Below are 20,618 nucleotides of genomic sequence, written 5' to 3'. Positions count from 1 at the left end.
CCGTGCCCGTCGTCGCCGACCGGGTGGTCCAGGCGGCGCTGAAGCTGGTGCTGGAGCCGATCTTCGAGGCCGACTTCAAGCCGGTCTCCTACGGTTTCCGACCCAACCGGCGGGCCCAGGGCGCTATCGCCGAGATCCACCTCTTCGGGACCCGCGGATACCGCTGGGTCCTGGACGCGGACATCCAGGCGTGCTTCGACGAGATCGAGCATGCCGCCCTGATGGACCGCGTCCGAGCGAGGATCAAGGACAAACGGGTCCTGGCCCTGGTGAAGGCATTCCTGAAAGCCGGGGTCCTCACGGAACTCGGAGAGCTCCAGGACACCCACACCGGGACTCCGCAGGGAGGCGTCAGCGCGGCCTCCTGCGGAGTCCGCGCCCGCACCACGATCCGCTCACCCTCGTCGGCCACATCCTCCATGACCAGCGGGGACAGACCCGAAAACACCGTCCGCACAAGCTCATTGACATCCTTCACATGCAAGTCAACGACCCTCACGACTCTCCGTCACCACCGAATGTGAGACAGGGCCGTTCGCTACACAGACCCGGACCTGGCGATGAAGCCGCCGCGGTCCTGACACCCGCGCCGCACGGGCCGGACGTCCCGCGCCGTGCGGGGCGTAAAGATCCCTTTCGCGTCGGAAAGATCTCCCTGCACGGCTCTGGGAAGCTTTGCCGCGCCTCGGTACCCTCCGCCCATGATTTCCACGGTTGTGTGGGGTACGGGCAATGTCGGCCGCGCGGCCATCCGCGCCGTCGACGCGCATCCGTCGCTGGATCTGGTGGCCGTCCTGGTCGCCGATCCGGCCAAGGTGGGCCGGGACGCGGGCGAACTGAGCGACCTGGGCCGCCGGTTGGGAGTGGTGGCCACCGACGACGTCTCCGCGGTCCTCGCGGCCGGTCCGCGCGCGGTCGTGTACGCGGCCTCCGGGGACATCCGGCCCGACGAGGCCCTTCGGGACCTCGAACGGGCCGTGCGGGCCGGGGCGGTCGTCGTCACACCGTCCGTCTACGGCCTGTACGACCACCGCGGCGCGCCGCCCGAGATCCGGGAGCCGCTGGTGGAGGCCGTCGCCGCCGGCGGCGGGTCCCTGTTCGTCTCCGGTGTGGACCCGGGCTGGGCGAACGACATCCTGCCCCTGCTGGTCACCGGCCTCGGCTCGCGCATCGACGCGGTCCGCTGCCAGGAGATCTTCGACTACTCCACGTACGACCAGGAGGACGCGGTACGGAACCTGGTCGGCATGGGGCAGGCGATGGGCTACCAGCCGCCGATGCTCTTCGAGGGCGTACCGACGATGGTGTGGGGCGGGCAGTTGCGGATGATGGCCCGCGCCCTGGGTGTCGAACTCGACGAGATCCGCGAGACACTCCAGCGGCGCCCGCTGGAGGCCACCGTCACCACGTCCACCATGGGCGAGTTCGCGGCGGGCACCCAGGGGGCCGTGCGCTTCGAGGTGCTGGGCCTGGTCGGCGGGGAGCCCCGCATCGTCGTCGAGCACGTCACCCGCATCCACGCCTCCTGTGCCCCCGACTGGCCGCAGCCCCCGGACGGCGGCGCCGGAGCCCACCGGGTGGTCGTCGAGGGCCGCCCCCGCATCGAGGTCACCGTCGAGGCGAGCGACGAGGGCGGCAACCGGTCGGCGGGCGGCAACGCCACCGCGGTCGGCCGGCTGGTCAACGCCATCGACTGGCTCACCGAGACCAAGCCCGGCCTCTACGACGCGCTCGAGGTCCCGCTGCGTCCCGCGGCCGGCCGACTGGGAAGGACCTGACCGATGACCCTGCGCATCGACATCCCCGAGGGAGCGGACCCGATCCCCTACGTGTGGGGCGACATGGTTCCGGAGATAGGCATGGCGGCGTCGAACTTCTCGCTGGCCGTATACGCCCACACCAGCCTGGGCCTGCGCGAGTTCGAGGCGGCGCGGCTGCGCATCGCGCAGATCAACGGCTGCGTCTTCTGCCTGGACTGGCGCACCGAACGCGACGGGGAGAAGGTGGACGAGGGCTTCGCGGAGGCGGTCACCGCCTGGCGGACCACGGGCGACTTCGACGCGCGCACCCGTCTGGCCGCCGAGTACGCCGAGCGCTACGCCCTGGACCACCACGGCCTGGACGAGGACTTCTGGCGCCGGATGACGGCCCACTACAGTCAGCCGGAGATCGTGGAGCTCAGCATGAGCATCGGGTCCTGGCTGGCGTTCGGCCGGCTCAACCATGTGCTGGGGCTGGACCGCGTCTGCGTCCTGCCCCAGCGTTGAGGCGGGTCAGAGGTCGGTGGCGATGATCTCCTCGATGTTCCGTTCGGCGAGTGCCGTGATGGTGACGAAGGGGTTCACGCTGACATTGCCAGGGATCAGCGACCCGTCGACGACGTAGAGGCCGGAATAGCCGTGCAGGCGGCCGTAGTTGTCAGTCGCCTTGTCCAGCACCGCACCTCCTAGGGGATGGTAGGTGAGGTGGTCGCCCCAGATCTTGTATAAACCGAACAGGTCGGTGCGGTAGATCGTTCCCTCCTTCGCGTTGATCCGGTCGAATATCGACTTCGCCATGGTGATCGACGGCTGCTTCCAGGCCGTCTGCCAGTTGAGTTCCACCTGTCCGCTCGCCGCGTTCCAGGTGAACTCGGCGCGGTGCGGATTCTTGGTGATTGACAGATAGAAGGAGGCGTACGTCTCGATTCCGGTGGGCAGTGGTGCGACTTCGGCAAAGGCGCCGCCCTCGGCCCAGTTGTCGATTCCCGCGGTGGGAATCGACGACTGCAGGGCACCCGTGGGGTCCCACATGTGGTTGGCCCGCCCGCACATGACGTTGCCGTTCTCGCCCCAGCCCTTGCCGATCTCGCCGTTCAGGCCGGGCAGCGCACCCTGGGCCTTGAGCCGGACCAGCAGCTTGCTGGTGCCGACGCTGCCGGCGGCGAAGAACACCCGGGCCGCCGTGACCGTCTTCGTGGCCGTGACGGCACCGGCGGTGTCGAGCTGCTCGATGGCGACGGTGTATCCGCCCGAGGACTCGGGGGTGACGGACGTGACTCTGTGGAGCGGGGAGATGGTGACCTTTCCGGTGGCCCGTGCCCGGGCCAGATAGGTCTGCTGGAGGCTCTTCTTGCCGTGGTTGTTGCCGTAGAGGATCTCACCGGCCAGCGCCGACTTCGGGACCGTCCCGGCGGCCTCCTGCTTCATGTACTCCCAGTCGTAGACGTCGGGGACGAAGACGAAGGGGAAACCCGACCGCTGCGCGTGCTTCCGGCCCACCCGGGCGTACTGGTAGCAGGCCGCGGTCTCGAACCAGGCCAGGTCGATCGTGCCGACGCCCAGTTCCGCGTTGGCACGCGGATAGTAGACGTCGTACATCTTGTCGGGGTCGACGGACGGCAGGACGCCGCCGAAGTTCTCGCGCCTCGGTGTGACGGCCATGCCGCCGTTCACCAGTGATCCTCCGCCGACACCACGGCCCTGATAGACCGTGATCCCGCCCATTTCCTCGGCGTCGAGAATGCCGGTGTAGCGGGGGACGTTCTTGTCGAGCGGGAAACCTAGGAAGTTGCTGAGGGGTTGTTTGGTTCTGGTGCGCAGCCAGAACGAACGGTAATCGGGACTTGTGGTGTTGGCGAAGATCTTTCCGTCGGGGCCCGGGGTGTCCCAGGCCATTCCCATTTCGACCATGTGCACGTCGACACCGGCCTGTGCGAGCCGGAGGGCGGCGACCGAGCCGCCGTAGCCGGTGCCGATCACCAGGACCGGGATGCGCACACCCGGTTCGATCACGGCGGCGTTCGGCTGCGGATCCGCCAGAGCCGGCGAGTTGTGGCCGCCGAGTATCACGGCGCCAGAAATGAAACCTGTTCCAGCGATGAATCGGCGGCGGGAGATTCCGCTTAGTGGGGGTCTGTTCTGGAGGTCAGCGCTCATACGACACTCCTCGATTTCGAGTGAATCGAAACGGGTTCTACTGCCGTTGGCGTACGAAGTCACGACATACCTATTGGTAACTTTTCGTGCACCGCCTCCCGGCCGACGCCCCTTCTTTCCTTGCGCCTTGACGGAAGGGGTCTCGCCGGGCCCGAGCAGCACCGGTACGACCAGCGACGCGGTCTTGCCTTCGCCCGGATGGATCCGTAGCGCCCGGCCGACGGCTTGGACGAGGTCGGGCATGGAGCCGCGTACGTCAGCGAAGTACACGGAGTCACACCGGGACGTATCAACGCCTTCTCCGAGGACCTTCACAGAGCCCAGGTAGTTCTTCTCCATGACGGTGCCGTCGGTGGCGATGCCGTCGGTGAACTCGGTGAGGACGCGGCGTCGGTGGAGTGGCCTGTGTTCGCCGCACAGCCAGTCGGCCCAGATCGTGGCCGGGTACAGCTCGGGATCGCTCGCGTGCAGCCGCTGAGCGAGGGCCGTGAGGCCGGCCGCGAACGCCTCGGCCTCCTTGACGACGTGGTGGAAGACGAGGGTGCGCCTGAACCCTTCCTCCGAGGATGCCTTTATCAGGGCGGTCTGCAGGGCGGCGAGCCGCGCTCCCCGCACGGCATCCGACCGTGCATCCGCGCCGAGCAGCTGCGCGGCCTGGAACTGCGTGTCGGTGATGTCCACGCACACGACCAGGTAGGGGGCGCAGATGCCCCGGTTGATGGCCGTCGAGAGCGTCAGGGTGAAGCACCTGCTGCCGAGGGGGGAGTCGGGGGAGTCGTCCATGCTCGCCACCAGCTCGCCCGGCGCGCCTTGCTGCTCGGAGTGCTCGTCGAGTTGCCACAGCCGGGGTGTGGCGGTCATGTAGAGGCGGCGCAACGAGGGAATCCGCTGGTTGTCATGGATGACCGCCCAGAGGTTCCCGATCCGGCCCGAGGTCCGGTGCGCCTCGTCCGTTTTACCGGTCGGCGGGGTGTACGGGGCGAGGCTGACCTGGGCTCTTCATAGTGAGCATGTGTGTGGTGTTGGCGACGGCGGAGCGGCCGTCAGTCGTCGTCGATGTCGTCGAAGATGCTTCGGCCGTATGGTGCGTCGGAGAGTGCGGCGTGTCGGTGATGTGCTGGCAGGTGAGGGCCTTGCGGGACGAATTCGTCGTCGATGGCCCCGATTGCCTCGTTCATCTTTTCCAGGGCGCCCCGGGTGGGGCCGAGGATGCTTTCGACGCAGTCCCGACGCGCCTGCCAGCCGCCCCCGCCGGACATGCCGCTCTTTCGCCAGTAGGTGCCGAAGCCGTGGGGACCGTCCAAGGTCTTGAACGGCCACTGCGGCTTCTCCAGGGCGAGTCGCTCAAGGACGGCGCCCTTCGCAGACGACGGCACCGCACAACGATCCCCGACCTGGTCCTCCGCGACTTCCGGCCCGACCAGCACAAGCGTCTGGTTCTCGCCATTGTTCAGTTGGCGGTTGAGCACTTCAGTTGGCGTGATCTGCCAGACAGCATGGCCCCGATCTCAGGACTCCTTGAGCCCATGCTCAGCCGCCTGCTCGGGTGTGTAGAGGTACAGGCTCTTGCGAAGCGCGTCGGCGAATGCTTCGAAGGCCTCCCCGTTCCGTGGCTGGACGGGTGGGGGGAAAGCGAGGTCGCTGGAACGACGGGGCCAGATCCGGGCGACGGATCGGTGGAATTCAGGTGCGTGCTGGATGACGGCGTCCACGGCCGGGAAATAGACGTATATGCACAGGTGCCCTATCTTCATCGGGCAGTAGAACCCGACCGGCTGGGGAGTATCAGGAGTGGATACTCCTGTGAGGTCGATCCTCACGGTGTGACTGGTGACGGTGGGGTTGCGTTCGGGGCAGGACCCGAGCCAGACGCGCGTTCCACCCGGGATCGCTCGGTGAGTACGCATTCTCCGGAGCTGATGGGACAGCAGGAGGGGCTCCTGCTGAACCTGGTCGGCCATCATCGCCGTCTTTGTGGCCCAGAGCGCGATCTGGCGTTGCCGCCGGAGGGATATGAGCTCGAGATCCTGCCGGATGATCAGTGGTTCGAGGGCGTCTCTGGAGGAGCTTTCAAGCTTCGACATCCAGCCGTTGTTGCACGGGGCACACACCTTCTTGACCGTGAAGTCCAGGCCCGTGCTCTGCCTGGTCACGTCGAAGGCGCCCGCTCCATAGCGGGCCTGCTCGGTCTGCTGCCGCCCTGGCGGAAGATACTTGTTCAGCCACTGGGGGAAGACGTGTTCCTTGGTGACGGGAGAACCGCCGCAGAAGACGCAGGACATCAGCGGATCGTAGCGGATTGGCTCCGGGGTGGTTCAGCAGCGCCGACGGGTGGCAGTCGCGCCGTGTCCCCGAGGCCCGCGGCCGCGCTGGTACTCCGCGCACGCCGATCGACTACGCGAAGGTCGGCCGGTCCTCGGTGCGGCGCCGCACGCGGGGCATGACGCCCAGCGAGGCGGTGGAGGCGCTCAGCGAGGCCGGACTGCGCGCACCTGGACCGGCGCCACGAGGACCTGGCCGAAGACGACGGCCGCCATGAAGCGGAGCTTGCGAAGGCAGCGCATCGTGCAGCTGCTCGCCGTGACTGGCGGCCCGTACGACCCGGACGCCGACGTGGTCGTCCAGGAGAAGCTCGTCGACGACCGGCGCCGCGCGGAAGCCGAACAGCAACGCCGCCAAATCAGCAGCGGGTAGTCGACCGGTCCGAAGAACTCGCCCAGCTGGGCGGGGCTGGCCGACTCGATCGCAGCGTGCCGAGCCAGGCCGGGGACGAAGCCGCCCCCGACCTCCTGGTTCAGCGAGGCGACTACCGCAGCCCGAAGGCCGACGGTTGGCTGGCGCAGGCCCTGGCTGATCGCTCCGGCCACTACGCCGACCCGGCCGCGCGCACGGCCGCCGTTGGGCTCGCTGCCCGTGGCGGTGCGGGCTCATGCCGCCCTGCTCGCCGGGCTCGCCCGCACCGGCGCTCTGGCTGCCGACGGTGAGCTGGAGTTCGCCGGCCGCTTCGCCCGGGGCCCACCCGGCGGCGGGGGGAGCTGTGCACAGGGGGGATGGGTGTCAGTGGCTGAAGCTAAAGTCAGCAGTGCGTTCAGGCTCCCGATGCAGGGGCCACTGAACGTGATGACAGGGAGGTGCCTGATGGGGCTGCCGGGCGGGTCTGCGGACAAGGTCGGGAATCAGTACGAGGACTGGTGGACGGCCCTGCGCGTGACCGACCTCCTCGACGGATCGGCGTCATGGATCCGGCTCGAGCCGCCAGGGAAGGCGGGCAAAGGCATCGAGTTCGAGATTGCCGAGCCTGACGGGCCGTGGTGCGAGCAGGTCAAGGACGTCCCCTCCAAGGGGCCCTGGACTCTGGCCGCGGTGGGAACGATCCTCGAAAAGGTCGGCGGCCACCTGGCGGCGGGAAAGAAGGTGCGGCTGGTCCTGTCGACTGGTGCTCCCAAGCTCCATGACTTGAGTGAGCGAGCGCGCGCGGCCGCCACGCTGGAGGAGTTCCGTGACGTGCTCACCAAAGACCAGAAGAATGGTGAGCTCACAACCGTCATCCGGCACTGGAAGACCGGCACAGGACACGTCGACGAGCTGACCGGCTGGCAGTACCTGAGCGCCATTTACGTTGAGCAGCATGCACCGGAGACGCTCCGACGCCTGGTGACTGCCGCATACTCGATCCTGATCAGCGGCGACAGTGAGCTCATTGTCAACGAACTGCGCGGTTTCCTCGGCGACCACCTGCACAAGCGGATCACCGGTACCCAGGTGTGGAACCGCCTCTTGGCGATCCCCGGAGTCCAGCGCCGCCTGCTGGCTGGCGACACAGGAACCCTTACGGCTCTGGCCAGCACAGCGGACCGCTTTCTACGGCGCGTAAACCGATCCCAACCGTCTTTCGGGCTTGCCGCTCGCCCTCACACGAGGCAGCTGTACGAGCGGGTGACGGCCACGGATGGACCGCAGGTCATCGTCTGCGAAGGTGGTGCGGGAGCAGGCAAGTCGACCGTAGCAGCAGACGTCCTGACCCAGCTCAAAGCACAAGGGCTAGCGGTGGCCGCCGTGCGGATGGATGGCATCGGCGCGAACGTGCAGACGGCAAAAGCCCTGGGCACGGCGATGGAGCTGCCGGATTCACCGGCCGTGCTTCTGGCCGGCGTCGCAGACGGAGAACCGGCCTACCTGCTCGTCGACCAGCTTGACGCGGTCAGCTCCTACAGCGGCCGCATGCCCGACGCCTACGAGGCAGTGGAGGACGTGCTGGAGCAGTTGCGGGTTGCCCCCAACGTGAAGGTGCTGCTCGTCGCCCGCTCCGTCGACGTCGACAACGACCGCAGACTGACCGGCCTGGTGTCCGACTCTCGGGTCGAGCGGTTCTCGCTCGGCCTTCTGGACGAGGCCGACGTCCGTGCGGTCCTCTGCGAGGACGGAACCGATCCCGACGTCCTGGGAAGGCCCACACTTCAGCTTCTACGTGTTCCGCTGCATCTGTCTGTCTTCGCCCGACTCTCGCCCCAGGCGCGTACAGGCTCCTACCGGACACTGCAAGAGCTCTACGAGTGCTACACCAACGACGTCCGGACTGAAATCGAGAACCAGCTCGGCACTCTGGACTGGCCAGCGATCACTAACGCCCTGTGCTCCGCCATGAGTGAGCGCGAAATGCTCCAGGTACCGGCAGCTACCCTGGACCCGTTTCCTCGCCGACAGGTCAGCGCACTGGAATCGTACGCAGTCCTCTTCCGCGACGGAGGTAAGGTCCAGTTCTTCCACGAGACCTATTTCGACTACCTGTTCGCCAGGGCTTTTACCGCTGGCGACGACGACGTGCACAGTTTTCTCGCGGCCTCCGGCCAGCACCTGTTCAGACGCGCTCAGACCCGCCAGATCCTCGAGCACCTTGCCGGCACGGACCGGCCCCGCTTCCGCACCACCGTCGCACAGCTACTCACCTCCGACCAGATCCGTCCGCACCTCCACGAGGTGATCATCGCCGTACTTCGGCAGCTGGATGCCACCGACCTTGACTGGCAGGCCATTGAGCCGATTGCCTGGGGAACATCGCGCGCAGCGCGACGGGCCCGCAGTCTGCTGTCGCTGCCACGGTGGTTCGGCGCCGCTGATCACGACGGACGATGGGAACGGTGGCTGGCCGCCCCTGACACGGCCGAAGCAGCCTTCCGTGAACTGATCACCGCGGCCAAGCATCACCCTGAGCGCACCGCCGAACTGGTACGCCCGCACCTCGCCACCACACCTCAATGGCAACAATGGCTGCGCACCCTTATCGAATGGTCACTCACCCCGCCCCTGGTGGACCTGGCCATCGAACTGATCGACCGCGGGCAACTGGACGACGCCCGCGGCCCCATAGCCGTCAACAGCGACTTCTGGAGCCTGCTGTACAGCATCGCGGAGGACGACCCGTCCGGTACCGCCCGCATCGTCGGCGCCTACCTGCGCCGCTGCGGCGACCGCGCTCGACACGAGGGCTCGGGGGACCCGTTCGAGTCCGAGTACCTGCCCCTCGACTCCCAAACCGCATCCACCGTGATTTCCCGCGTCAGCAGCGCTGCACCGTCCGTCTTTGTGCGGGAGGTATTGCCCTTCGTCATGGACGTGGCCGCCGCCAGCAGCCAGACCCGCGCCTACACTCCGCCCGGTGGCCGCTGGGCGTACCGTTACATCGGCAGCCGCAGCGTCGACGGCATCTTGATCTCAGGGCTCGACACCGCGCTGCGCACCCTGCCCGCAACCGATCCGCTCGCTGCCGCGGACGCTCTGCAGCAGCTGAGCCCCTCCAACCTGACAGAACTACGTATCCTCACCTGCCGTCTGTACACGGCCGGTGATGACGCCGATGCGGCGATCGACTGGCTCCTGAGCGATGAGGACAACCTGACACTCGGATGGGCCGACAGCTCACGGTGGGTCACCCGCGAGCTCATCGACGCCGCAACCCCTAAGTGCACCCAGGCAGCCGTGGACCGACTTACAGCTGTTCTGCTCACTTACTACCCGGCCTGGGAACACCGCAGAACCAAGGGAATGCCCAGCGCCTGGGGCCTCTCCCAATACGAACTCCTCTCGGCGATCTGTCCTGACCGCCGCAGCGCCGCGGTGCGCGGCAGGCTCGCGGAATGGGAGCGCAAGTTCCCTGGCCACCCCAAACCTCCACAGGAGATCACCGCTACATTCGTCGACTCTCCCATCAGTGACGCCGCAGCTGCACACATGACCGATGCCCAGTGGAACCGAGCACTGAAGCGTTACGCAGCAGCACGTACCCACGGCTCCTGGCAGCCGCGAGGCAGCGCTCAGGAACTTGCCCAGACACTCGGAATCCGTGCCGCTCAAGAACCCGAGCGCTTCACCGCACTGGCGCTCCAACTTGCCCCCGGATCACCCCCCGTCTACCTCACCACCATCCTGCACAATGTCGCACCCCACATCGACGCTGATCCGTGGACCGAACTGGCCCTTCACATCCACCGCACCATCGGTACGGCTGCCGCCGGCGTGATCTGCCGAGCCCTGGAAAGCGCACCAGAGAACTACACCTCTGCTCTATACCAGCTGCTGAATGCCTACACCGCTGACCCCGACCCCGCGGGCGACATCCGTGAGGCGGACGAGGAGGGAGCCCGGCAGGACCTGCTCACCGCCGGCATGAACAGCACACGAGGTCAGACAGCACTGGCCCTCGCCACCGTGCTTTTCCACGGTAACCAGCACACATCAAGCTTGATCCCCCTTGTCCAGCGCATGGCCGACGATCCGGTTCTCGCCGTCCGTACCTGCGCTGCCGAAGCCGTCATGGCTCTGATCCGGCACGCTCAAGACACCGCACTCGATGCGGCCGAAAGACTGTTCAGCCACCCGGACCCCAACATCTACAACGCCCAGACCACCCAGCGACTGCTCACGTATGCCCTGCTCCGATCACCCGACCGCTTCGCGAACCACCTTGCGCGGGCTCTGCATGGGCCAGGAGCAGCGGCAGAACTCGCTGGCCAGGTGTGGGCCATCGCCGCTGTCCGCGACTGTCTGACTTCCCAGCTGCCTGCCGTTGTTCAACAGCTCAGCGATCGTGCCCGGCGCGGTGCGGCAGCAACCCTGGCTCACCACCCAGACCAATTTGGTCTCCTGACCGCCCTGTTCGAAGACAGTGATGCCGACACACGCAAGAACGCCTCCGCCGTCCTGCGGCAAGTCTTCGAGATGCCAGTTCCGCAGGCCAGCGAGCTCATAGAGGCCTTTCTCAACAGTGCCGCTTTCAGAGACCACCAGGAGCACCTCGTCTTTGCCCTGCACAACCACACCGGTCCGCTCCCCGCCGTCGCGCTCGACGCCTGTGAACGGATAGTGGAGCTGGCAGGTGACCGACTGGGGGACATCACCAGTCACCGGGCGGTCCATGGGCACTATCTGGTGTCCATCGTCCTGAGGCTCTACCGCCAAAGCTCCACATCCCAGCGCGGCCGGTGCCTTGACATCATCGACAGGCTCTCCCTGGCAGACGTTACTGGTCTCAGCGCTGCTCTCGAAGGCGAACGCTGAGTGCGACACCCCAACGCACGCCTGTGCCACCAGGCGCACATGCGTGGCTCTCAACTCACCGCGGCTGTCGAGATTCAGTAGCCGGGGCATCGCCGGCGCTCCGACGCCGACGGGAACACGGCCACCGGACCGTCTTCAAGGATCCTCGCCATGGCTTCCCGGCATGTGCGGCCCTTCTCCGCCGAGTACGAGCAATGCTCAGGACTTGTGGATCGGTTCCGGAGGGCACGCGGAGGGCGTACCTTCCCGAATGATCCTTAAGGTCTCCGAGTAGGCCCGCGTTGCAGCGCGGGTCGGGAAGGTACGCCCGTGCTCAGCGTAGTCACCGACGACGGCTCCTCACAGTCCGGCTCCCTGATCGACGAGATTGTGCGCGAGGGTGCCCGCCGGATGCTGGCCGCCGCGCTGGAAGTGGAAGTCAGCCAGTACATAGCCGAGTTGATGGCGGAGACCGACGAGTACGGCCGGCGTCTCGTAGTCCGCAACGGCCACCACAAGGCGCGGACCGTGGTCACCGCTGCCGGACCGATCGAGGTCAAGGCCCCGCGGGTGAACGACCGCCGCGTCGACGATGAGACCGGCGAGCGCAAGCGGTTCTCCTCGAAGATCCTTCCGCCGTGGTGCCGCAAGTCGCCGAAGATCTCCGAAGTGCTGCCGCTGCTCTACCTCCACGGGCTGTCTTCCGGCGACTTCGTCCCGGCGCTGGAGCAGTTCCTCGGCGGCACAGCCGGCCTGTCGGCCGCGACCGTGACACGGCTGACCAGGCAGTGGAGCGACGACCACACCGCCTTTCAGAACCGGGACTTGTCCGACCGCGACTTCGTCTACGTGTGGGCGGACGGCGTGCACCCGAAGGTCCGGCTCGGCCAGGCCCACTCGTGCATCCTGGTTCTGCTCGGCGTCCGGCTGGACGGCACGAAAGAGCTGATCGCCCTGGCCGAGGGCCTGCGCGAGTCCACCGAGTCGTGGGCCGACCTGCTGCGCGACTGCCGCCGACGCGGCATGCGCGACCCCGAGCTGGTCATCGGAGACGGTGCCATGGGCCTTTGGCGGGCGCTCGCCGAGGTGTTCCCGGCAGCCAGGCCGCAAAGGTGCTGGGTTCACAAAGCCCGCAACGTCGCGAACTGCCTGCCCAAGTCCGCACAGCCCGGCGCGACGAAGGCGATGCAGGAGATCTACAACGCCGAGGACCGCACTCACGCCGAGAAGGCGATCGAGGCGTTCGCGAAGACCTACGGGGCGAAGTTCCCGAAGGCCGTCGCGAAGATCACCGAGGACCAGGACGAACTGCTGGCGTTCTACGACTTCCCTGCCGAGCACTGGATTCACCTGCGGACCACCAACCCCATCGAGTCGACCTTCTCCACGGTCAAGCTCCGCACCAAGGTCACGCGAGGCGCGGGCAGCCCGGCGGCCGCGCTCGCCATGGTCTTCAAGCTGGTCGAGTCCGCTCAGGCACGATGGCGCGCGATCACCGGAGCCCACCTGGTGTCCCTGGTCCGCGCGGGCGCACGATTCGAGAACGGCGTCCTGGTCGAGCGCGAGGAGCAGGCCGCATGAACGTCCACGACATCCTGCAGAACCCGGACGAGCACGTCCGCTTCGCGGCCTACCTCGACAAGCTGGGGCACGTTGCCGACCCGGACGAGGTCGACCTCGTCAGCCGCGTGCTCACTGATCCGGACCAGACAATGGCCGAGTCCGCCGTGCTGCGGCACCTGGACCGTCGAGCCGCCGACCTGTACCCCGGTCCCGCCTACGAGGGGTGGGCGCAGTCGATAGCCCAGGCCGCGATCGCCCACCCCTTCCTGGCTCAGCGCCTGCGGGAGTGGTCGCTCTTCCGCGCCGTCACGCTCGAGCTGCCCTGGCAGCCGGACGACCTGCTCGCGTCATCCAACTGGCTCCAGCTCAAGACCGCAGCTGGGACGAACACCGAGGCCATCGAGATCCTCGCCGAAGCCGGCCGCACCAAGCGGATCCGCAACACTGCCAGGACCGGCCTCAACCACCGCAGCGAGAGCTGAAATCAGCTCACCCACAACTCTTGACTATTGCTCGCCGAGTACTGGACAGCATTGACCGGTTCGAGGACCGGCCTCAGTCAACGTGTCCGTCAGGCCCCACTCTACGCACGAGGGCGGCGATGTCGGTGGCGTCACGGGGCTGGCGAAGTTCGCCCGAGCTGGGACGGTTGGCGGGCGAGACGGGCGGGGCCGCCCGCGCCGCGGGCAGCAGCGGCGCCTCCCACCCGTGGCGGTGAACGAGGCCGTCGTTGCCCACGTTGCACCCGAAGCCAGACCTGGCCCTGCTCGATGGAGAGCCGGCTGACGAGGTCGCGGCTTCCCCCAGGCTGCCGTCGATGCACCCGGCGGGACCGGCAGGCTCGCCTCGTACGCGACCGAGGTCCCGCTGCCTGCTACCGGGAACGTGGAACCAGCCGGGCAGGGGCGGCGCCCGGTTCGACATCGTGGTCATCGCTCCGCAGGCCGGGGTGCTGCTGGTGTTCATCGAGGTGGATAACAACTGCCTCGAGACCGCTGAGACAGGGGGCTGTGCGTAGCACGGCCCTCCTTGCGCGTGTTCTGGCGCTTCGGCCGCGACCGTATGCAGCCCCTTCTGGATGCGATCGCAACGCCACGCAGGGAAGCCGTTGCGGCCTCACCAGGCCGAGGCCGCGAGGGCGGCCGCGTACAAGCCCGAGCAGCAGCGCCTGGCCCAGGAGAAGGATCCCGGGCGCGCTCGACGCCCGGTCTGCACCGGCTGCGGCACCGAGTGGCTCCAGTCCGTTTTCCGGGAGGAGCAGTTGGCGGTGGCCGCCGAGATGCCGAGGCGCACAGAGCGCATCGCCCCCCGCTTCTGCTCAAGAAACTCCTGTAATCACACGACAACATGCAGTGGCGCCTGATACCGTCCCGGGCTGGCGATAGTTCGCCGGATGTGACCGAACGCGCCGTTCTGTGAAGGCCATTCACAGACGACGAGACCAGCATGGCCTGCCATGGCTGTCGAACACTCGTGTCGTACCGAGCGCGCTCCGTCCGTCAGGTTCAGGAGAATCCTGGTCCGTCCGGTCGGGAACGCCGGGGTCAGCCGTTCTGGTCTGCCCGTGCGTTGATCGCACGCCGCTTGGCGTGCATGTTCCGCACGCCCTGAGCCCGAGAGGGTTGTCAGGTGAACGACCAACTTGTGATTGGCGTCGATGCTGCCGACCGAATTCCTTCCCCGCCCGGCGCGAACGTGGTGGCCGAGGCGGAGCTGGGCAGTCGGGACGCTGAGCTTCGTGTCCGGGCTGAGCAGATCAGTAATCTGACGTGGAAGCAGCATGGGGCGATCCGCGAGATGCTGATCGGCCTTGGGGTGCCGGCCGAGGTGGCCTCCACCGCGGCGTGGCTGGCCGCCGATCCGCAGGCCATGCTCGATCAGCTCAAGCGGCTCCGGCGTGAGGTACTGGCTCCCGGTGTTACGGGCATCACGCTTCAGCTCGACGTCCTTATCGCGCCGCTGATTCGGGCGTTGGAGAACCTTCGCATGGCGGAGAAGCGCTACACCGGTGTGTTTCGCCTGCCGCAGTACACGTCCGCCGCTCTCAACAAGGCATGTCTGTGTGACCTGAGCGAACATCAGGACCTCACCGCCGCGACGCAGTTCCTCTTCACCGAGCTCGACAAGGTCGACGACGAGATCACCGCCAACAATGCCTATGGCAAGGACATCGAGCAGAACGGAGTGCGCATCGGTGGGATCCTCTTTCCGTTGCTGATCAGCCTGCCGGGACAGCCGCTCATCGGCGGCTTCGAGACGGCCGACTGCTACGGGCGCACCTTCTTCATTCAGGAATCGGAGGGGATCGCGGTAGCCGACGTTCTGGAGTGGCTCAGGACGGTGCCCACCGACGCTCGCGAGCTGCGACAGCACCCCCTGCAGCAGCGGCGGACGGAGCTGCTCTCCATCGCGGGCAAGGTCCGTGCGGGGAATTCGTCCCTGACGCAGCGCGAGGAGCTCACGCTCATGCGTGCCGTGATGCCCAACACGAAGATCGTCCTGACCGTGGACGGCAACGTCCCTGTGGACGAGGCGCGTCGGCGTTTGGTGGCTCAACAGCACCTGGACCGCCCGACCCAGTTCACTCCCGATACGGAGTGGCAGACACGGGCGGAGGCGGCGCTTGAGGCCCTGCAGCAGAGGGACCTCCTGGCCTCGGTGCCGGGTGCCGATGCCCGCGAGGTCAGGAAGTGGATCGACAATCCCGCCGTCGCAACGGGGCAAGGACACCATCCCGACGACATCGCGGCCCTGGCGGTGTCCTCGCTGCTCCGGAACCCGAACACGTCGGCTGATCGCGTGATCGCCGCAGCCCTTAAGACTCGGGGCGTCGCCGGCCAGGAGCGCACACAGGCCCGGTCGGAACTGACCGCGCGCGTTGTGGCCAGGGCCATCACCGACGACATCGGGCGTGAGGGCCGACGCTCTGCTCTTGAGCGGGTTTTGCGCATGACGGAACTGCGCGACCTTGGGGTGGACATGCGGACCATCGAGAACATCCTCGAAGACGCCCGATCCGAACTGAAGAACGCGGCCGAAGAACGCTCCAAGGGAAAGAAGCCGACCGTCGGGCCGGCCGTCAACCAGATCACCGTCCGTGCCGCCTTCTACCTCACCTGCAGCGCGGCTAACGAGGGGGCGCTGCTGCCGCGCAGCCCCCACGGTGCCAGCAAGGGACAGGGGCAGGAGCCCGCAGAGCTCATGCGCAAGCTGGCGTCCACGCCGCGTGGACTAGAGCAGCTTGCTCAGGCAGTGTTTGACGGTCGTCTCGGGCATCCCGTGCGCCAGGTGGACGAAGATCAGCACGCTGAGGTGTTTTCGTCGGCTGGCACGAAGGATGAGCTGCTGACCAGCGAAGGGCTGCGCTCCATGGCCCTGGATCAGCAGGTTGAGATTGAGGATCCGACCGCTTCCGCGCAGGTGGCTGAAGACACCGACGGCGTCCGGGACAGCGTGCATCAGCTCCAGGGGAAGATCGAGGTGATGGCGCTGCGCAAGGACGAGGGCTCGGAACTGCCCTATGTCGATGACCACGGATGGGCCGATCCGTACGAGATCGTTCAGAAGCTCGTTAAGATCACCGGGAAGCTTAACGACTGGAACACGCTGCACCGTGTGATGAACCGGAACCGGTTCTCCGGGACGGATGCCGAATGAGGCCGCCCGTACGTCTCGACCCTGCTCTTGCAGATCACATCGACCGCCTCATGAGTATCGAAGTACCCAGCATCGACGACGCGGATAGCTCGACCGGGGTCGTCCGCGGCTGGTCACGTCCACGTCTCGTGCCGGTGGCCGAGGTCCTCAACCGAAAGCAGTGGGACCTGGTACGCACGGCCGTCTACGCCGTCTGTACAGCCGCCGCGATCGTGCTGTACGTCGGGAGTGTACGTAGGAGCCAAGCAGCGCTGGCTCCGCGCATGCAGAAGCACCTGAGCGAGGACCCGACCCGTAAGGGTACGTGGACTCACCTCGCCCTGGTAACTCTGCCTGACTCGCTGGATCTTCAATCGGTGCGGCGCTGCGAGGGCCGGGTTGGCCGCGCGCTAGATCCGCTGGACAATCTGCAACTGCCAGCTGTGCCGGGGCGCGAGTCCTGGATCCCGCGCTCACGGCAGGCGTAGCAAGCCTGTCAGGAGACTGCCAGCCACTCATGGATTCCCCGGCGGCTGTGCCGGGGGAACCATGAGTCTCCCAGTGCTTACATCCAGCGCATGCCGATGGTGGAGAGCTGCTCGATCCGCTCGGGGGTGAGCGTCGCGATCCTGCTCCGCTGGTTCCCGATCCATGCCCCGAGAGGGACTGACACGAAAATGACCCCTTGGTGGGCGGATCAGGCTGCGATCGGTTCGAAGCGGATGGTCAGTCCGAGGCTGTTGGCTTCCTTGATCATGCGGCGCATGGCACGTTCGGGATCGCGGCGGGTGAAGTGGTCGGCTCCGAGTTCTCGGTAGGGGGCCTTGTCCTGAAGGACGTGCCAGATCGCGATGGCGAGTTTGTGCATCACGGCGACCAGTGCCCGTTTGCCTCCTCGTCTGGCTGCCAGCCGTCGGAAGAAGACACCGAGGTAGGAGTCCTTCTTCCTGATGGCGACCATCGCGGCGATCCCGAGCAGGCGTTTGAGGTTCTTGTTCCCGGGACGGGTGCGTCCGGACCGGTTCACCCCCGCCGACTCGTTCTGTCCGGGACAGAGTCCGATCCAGGACGCGAGGCGATGGGCTGAGGCGAACTGGGCCATGTCACCGCCGGTCTCGGCGATGACGATCTCCGCGGCGAGACGTCCGAGGCCTGGGATGGTGGCCAGATTGGCCAGGTCCCGTTCCCGTTCCGCCAGTAGGGCGGAGACCCGGGTGTCGAAGGCCGTGATGATGCTCTTCCATCGGTCGATCTCGTCCAGATAGTGCCGGACCATGAACGCGTGATGGCCCGTGAACTCCCCGTCCAGGGCCTCGATGAGTTCGGGAATCTTGTTCCGGGCCCGGCCGACCGCCAGGTCGGCAAGCCGGACCGGGTCCCGTTCCCCACTGATCAGAGCTTCCAGAATGGCCCGGCCCGTGGCACCGGCCACATCGCTGAGGACGGAGGAGAGCTTCATCCCCGTGTCCTCGAGCTCCTTCTCGAAGCGCTGGGCTTCCCAGCCCGCCGCCCGCGCCAGCTCAGTGCGCCGGCGCGTGAGATCCCGTAGCTCACGAATATAGCGTCGCGGCACGAACGAGGCCATCACCATTCCTGAGGCACCGGCCCTGGCGAGAAAAGCTGCATCGCTGGGATCGGTCTTGCGACCCCGAATCCCTTTGAGGTGGGCCGGGTTGACCAGCATCAGATTCAGATGCGGCTGCAGCAGGTAGTAGACCGAACGCCAGTAGTCCGAGGTCGCCTCCATCACCACCACCTCGACCTGTCGCTCCACCGGCCAGGCCAGCAAGCGCCGGACTTCGGCCGTCGTAGTACCAAACCGCTCGGTCTCCAACGACCAGCTGCCAGCCCGTTTCGTACTCGGCGTCCGTACACACGCGAGCAGGAACCGCTTCCCAAGGTCCACTCCCGCGGACCGCAGATGAATTAACTCGTCCTTCGCATCCTGGAGCCGGGCCATCCTGTTCTCCCTCCCGCCCGATACACCCGTGTGCGGCGGACATCCCGGAGGGGCCAAGGGAGTAGCGGAGTCTGACACGCGTGCTCCAGGCGGCAGACAGACGTCGCCCTGGCAACAATCCGTGGTCCCCTGATCGGCCCCCATCGCCATCCTGTAAACGAGCTTGCCAGCATCGCAGGCCCATCGGCTGACCGGGACGTCCGACCCCATTTTCCCGTACCCGAGGTGATCAGCGCAGCCAATCTCGCCCACCTGTAAAACGTTCGGCTCTGGCCCGTAGTCGGTGGTGACGCCGGGTGTCCGTCAGGGCAGGAGGATGCGGTGTCGGAGAAAGTCGAATCCGGCGCGACCGTGCATCTGTCTCATGATCCGGTTGGTGCGGGTGTTGACGCCTTCGGTGCGGCCGTTGTGGTAGGGCAAGGTGAGGCCGGCGTCGACGGCGGCCCGGTCAATTTCAAGGCCGTTTGTGAGACTGCGCAGGTGGGGCAGGTCGATGGCGCGGGCGGTGGTGATCCACTCGGTGAGTTTGACGTCGTTGCCCGGGGCCGGCTTCAGCAGGACGGCGAAGCCGCGTACGAGATCGGTGAGCGCGGTCATCTCCGGGCAGGCTCCAGCGATCTTCTCCAGCAGGGTCGTTTCCTTCGGGCGCAGATTCTCGGGGGCGGTGAGCAGGAGGCGGCTGGCGTGGCGCGGGGTGGTGACGGGGCGGTCGCCTTCGGCGCGGCCCTGGTTGAGGTAGCGGACCAGCAGGTTGGCGCTGCCGGTGTAGCCCAGCTCTCGGATCTCCCGCAGGAGGTGGGTGACGGGCGCTGCGGGGTCGGCCTGGCGCCGTTCGCGGAGGTGGTCGCGGTAGGGGTCGACGAGGGTGGGCCGGTAGGTGGGGGCGATGCGCAGGGCCTGGGGTTCGGGCATGCGGGCGTAGCGTTTGACGGTGTTCAGGGACAGGCCCAGGCGGCGGGAGCAGTCGAGCAGGCCGACGCCGTGGCCGAGGAGATCGTGGACCTTGTTCCAGCGTTCGCGGGTGGTCTGCTCGCGTACTCCGCCGGGGCGGGGCGGGTTGATGGTGGCCCAGCAGCCGGCGTGGGCGCGAACCTTGAGCTGGACCTTGTCACAGAGATTCCGCCAGAGGTGCCATCGGTCGCTGACCTGCACCGCGTCGGGCAGAGCACGGCGGATGGCTTCGGCATAGGTGGCCGAGCCGTCCCGGCACACGACCTCGATCCCGGGATGTTCACGCAGCCAGGACTCCAGCGTGGCGGCCTCGCGGTCGGGCAGCACCGCGACTCGCCTGCCGGTCTCGGCATCCGTGATGATCGTGGCGTAGCGGTGGCGGCGGCGCAGGGCGAAATCGTCCACGCCGATCACCCGCGGGACCAGTGCCTTCGGCACTGGCAGAGAGCGCAGATGGCGCAGTGCGGTGCTGCGGGAGACGGGCACGGCCAGCAGACCGGCGAGGCGGGCAGCGGCCCGGCCGCATAGCTCCCGTGCCACCTGCGATATCTGTCCCGCCAGCCGTACGGTGCGGCGCTGATGACGCTCCAGCAGCCCGGGAATCTGCTCGCGGAAGGTTTGCCGCCCACATTCCAGGACAGGGCAGACCAGCCGTCGTACGCGCAGGCGCACGACGACCTGACGGGCGTCGACCGGCACGTCCGCCACGGTCCGGCCGTGGTACCCGTGGACCTTCGCCGTCGGCGTTTCGCACACCGGACACGGCACCGCGTCCTCCCGGGTACGGGCCGTGACCGCCACCATGTCACCGCCATCCGTCACATCCTCGATGACCAGCGCGGACAGCCCAGAAAACACCGTAGCCACAAGAGAGTTGACATCCATCACGCGACCATGATCACGGAAGGCTACCCGGCGTCACCACCGACTACGGGCCAGAGCCGAACGATTTACAGTCCCGTGCTAGAAGACTGCTGAAAATCTCGGGTTTTGGCCCCGGCTCGGTGGAGTCGGGGCCAGTCTTGTAGACATGCAGGGGGAATGGGCCGGGGAGATGG

The 20,618-nt window shown here is 67.0% G+C and carries 14 protein-coding genes and 1 pseudogene; 9 read left to right on the top strand and 6 right to left on the bottom strand.

From position 1 onward, the window contains the following. Window positions 1–2: 2 nt before the first annotated feature. The 3 genes and pseudogenes from ACWCP0_RS32315 to ACWCP0_RS32305 all read left to right on the top strand — a co-directional run. Window positions 3–305, top strand: a pseudogene (locus tag ACWCP0_RS32315) (reverse transcriptase domain-containing protein); the annotation flags it as partial. A 396-nt stretch (window positions 306–701) separates the two neighbouring features. After that, window positions 702–1,778 carry an NAD(P)H-dependent amine dehydrogenase family protein gene (locus ACWCP0_RS32310; protein ID WP_351234386.1) on the top strand — a complete coding sequence of 359 codons (1,077 nt, stop codon included), beginning with the start codon at window positions 702–704 and terminating at the stop codon, window positions 1,776–1,778. 3 nt (window positions 1,779–1,781) lie between these two features. Next, window positions 1,782–2,267 (top strand): carboxymuconolactone decarboxylase family protein, encoded by a 486-nt coding sequence (locus ACWCP0_RS32305; RefSeq protein ID WP_451082309.1) that lies wholly within the window; start codon window positions 1,782–1,784, stop codon window positions 2,265–2,267. Window positions 2,268–2,273: 6 nt separating this feature from the next. On the opposite strand, the gene ACWCP0_RS32300 is transcribed toward ACWCP0_RS32305, so the two are convergent. The 3 genes from ACWCP0_RS32300 to ACWCP0_RS32290 form a co-directional block, all read right to left on the bottom strand. Further along, window positions 2,274–4,778 (bottom strand): GMC oxidoreductase, encoded by a 2,505-nt coding sequence (locus tag ACWCP0_RS32300; RefSeq protein WP_451082308.1) that lies wholly within the window; start codon window positions 4,776–4,778, stop codon window positions 2,274–2,276. A gap of 182 nt (window positions 4,779–4,960) precedes the next feature. Then, the gene (locus tag ACWCP0_RS32295) at window positions 4,961–5,386 is read right to left on the bottom strand and encodes a hypothetical protein (RefSeq protein WP_451082307.1); all 426 of its coding nucleotides are present in this window, start codon (window positions 5,384–5,386) and stop codon (window positions 4,961–4,963) included. A 39-nt stretch (window positions 5,387–5,425) separates the two neighbouring features. Further along, a complete protein-coding gene (locus ACWCP0_RS32290; RefSeq protein WP_451082306.1) occupies window positions 5,426–6,199 on the bottom strand; it encodes a hypothetical protein in 774 nt (257 codons plus the stop codon). A 253-nt stretch (window positions 6,200–6,452) separates the two neighbouring features. Here ACWCP0_RS32290 and ACWCP0_RS32285 point away from each other — a divergent pair, with 253 nt between their 5' ends. The 6 genes from ACWCP0_RS32285 to ACWCP0_RS32260 all read left to right on the top strand — a co-directional run bounded on the left by ACWCP0_RS32285 (window position 6,453) and on the right by ACWCP0_RS32260 (window position 17,137). Next, window positions 6,453–6,611: a hypothetical protein gene (locus ACWCP0_RS32285; protein ID WP_451082305.1), complete on the top strand. Its 159-nt coding sequence runs from the start codon at window positions 6,453–6,455 to the stop codon at window positions 6,609–6,611. Between the two features lie 444 nt (window positions 6,612–7,055). Then, window positions 7,056–11,471, top strand: a complete 4,416-nt coding sequence (locus tag ACWCP0_RS32280; RefSeq protein ID WP_451082304.1) for a hypothetical protein — start codon at window positions 7,056–7,058, stop codon at window positions 11,469–11,471. A 309-nt stretch (window positions 11,472–11,780) separates the two neighbouring features. Continuing rightward, complete coding sequence (locus ACWCP0_RS32275; RefSeq protein ID WP_451082303.1) at window positions 11,781–13,031, top strand: IS256 family transposase; 1,251 nt, start codon at window positions 11,781–11,783, stop codon at window positions 13,029–13,031. Next, complete coding sequence (locus tag ACWCP0_RS32270; protein WP_451082302.1) at window positions 13,028–13,495, top strand: hypothetical protein; 468 nt, start codon at window positions 13,028–13,030, stop codon at window positions 13,493–13,495. Before ACWCP0_RS32275 ends, ACWCP0_RS32270 begins: the two co-directional genes overlap by 4 nt. A 1,147-nt stretch (window positions 13,496–14,642) precedes the next feature. After that, complete coding sequence (locus ACWCP0_RS32265; protein ID WP_451082301.1) at window positions 14,643–16,670, top strand: hypothetical protein; 2,028 nt, start codon at window positions 14,643–14,645, stop codon at window positions 16,668–16,670. Between the two features lie 50 nt (window positions 16,671–16,720). Next, entirely contained in the window at window positions 16,721–17,137 is a 417-nt protein-coding gene (locus ACWCP0_RS32260) for a hypothetical protein (protein WP_451082300.1), read from the top strand. 77 nt (window positions 17,138–17,214) lie between these two features. On the opposite strand, the gene ACWCP0_RS32255 is transcribed toward ACWCP0_RS32260, so the two are convergent. From ACWCP0_RS32255 to ACWCP0_RS32245, 3 genes are all read right to left on the bottom strand, one after another. Then, entirely contained in the window at window positions 17,215–17,322 is a 108-nt protein-coding gene (locus ACWCP0_RS32255; protein ID WP_451082299.1) for a helicase associated domain-containing protein, read from the bottom strand. A 24-nt stretch (window positions 17,323–17,346) separates the two neighbouring features. Beyond that, window positions 17,347–18,609 carry an IS110 family transposase gene (locus ACWCP0_RS32250; RefSeq protein WP_451082298.1) on the bottom strand — a complete coding sequence of 421 codons (1,263 nt, stop codon included), beginning with the start codon at window positions 18,607–18,609 and terminating at the stop codon, window positions 17,347–17,349. 303 nt (window positions 18,610–18,912) lie between these two features. After that, the gene (locus ACWCP0_RS32245; RefSeq protein ID WP_451082297.1) at window positions 18,913–20,445 is read right to left on the bottom strand and encodes an ISL3 family transposase; all 1,533 of its coding nucleotides are present in this window, start codon (window positions 20,443–20,445) and stop codon (window positions 18,913–18,915) included. Between the last annotated feature and the right edge of the window lie 173 nt (window positions 20,446–20,618).

It is taken from the genome of Streptomyces sp. NPDC001970, assembly GCF_053594115.1.
Note: the sequence above shows the minus strand (reverse complement) of the source record. Positions and strands in the feature narration are given on the sequence as shown.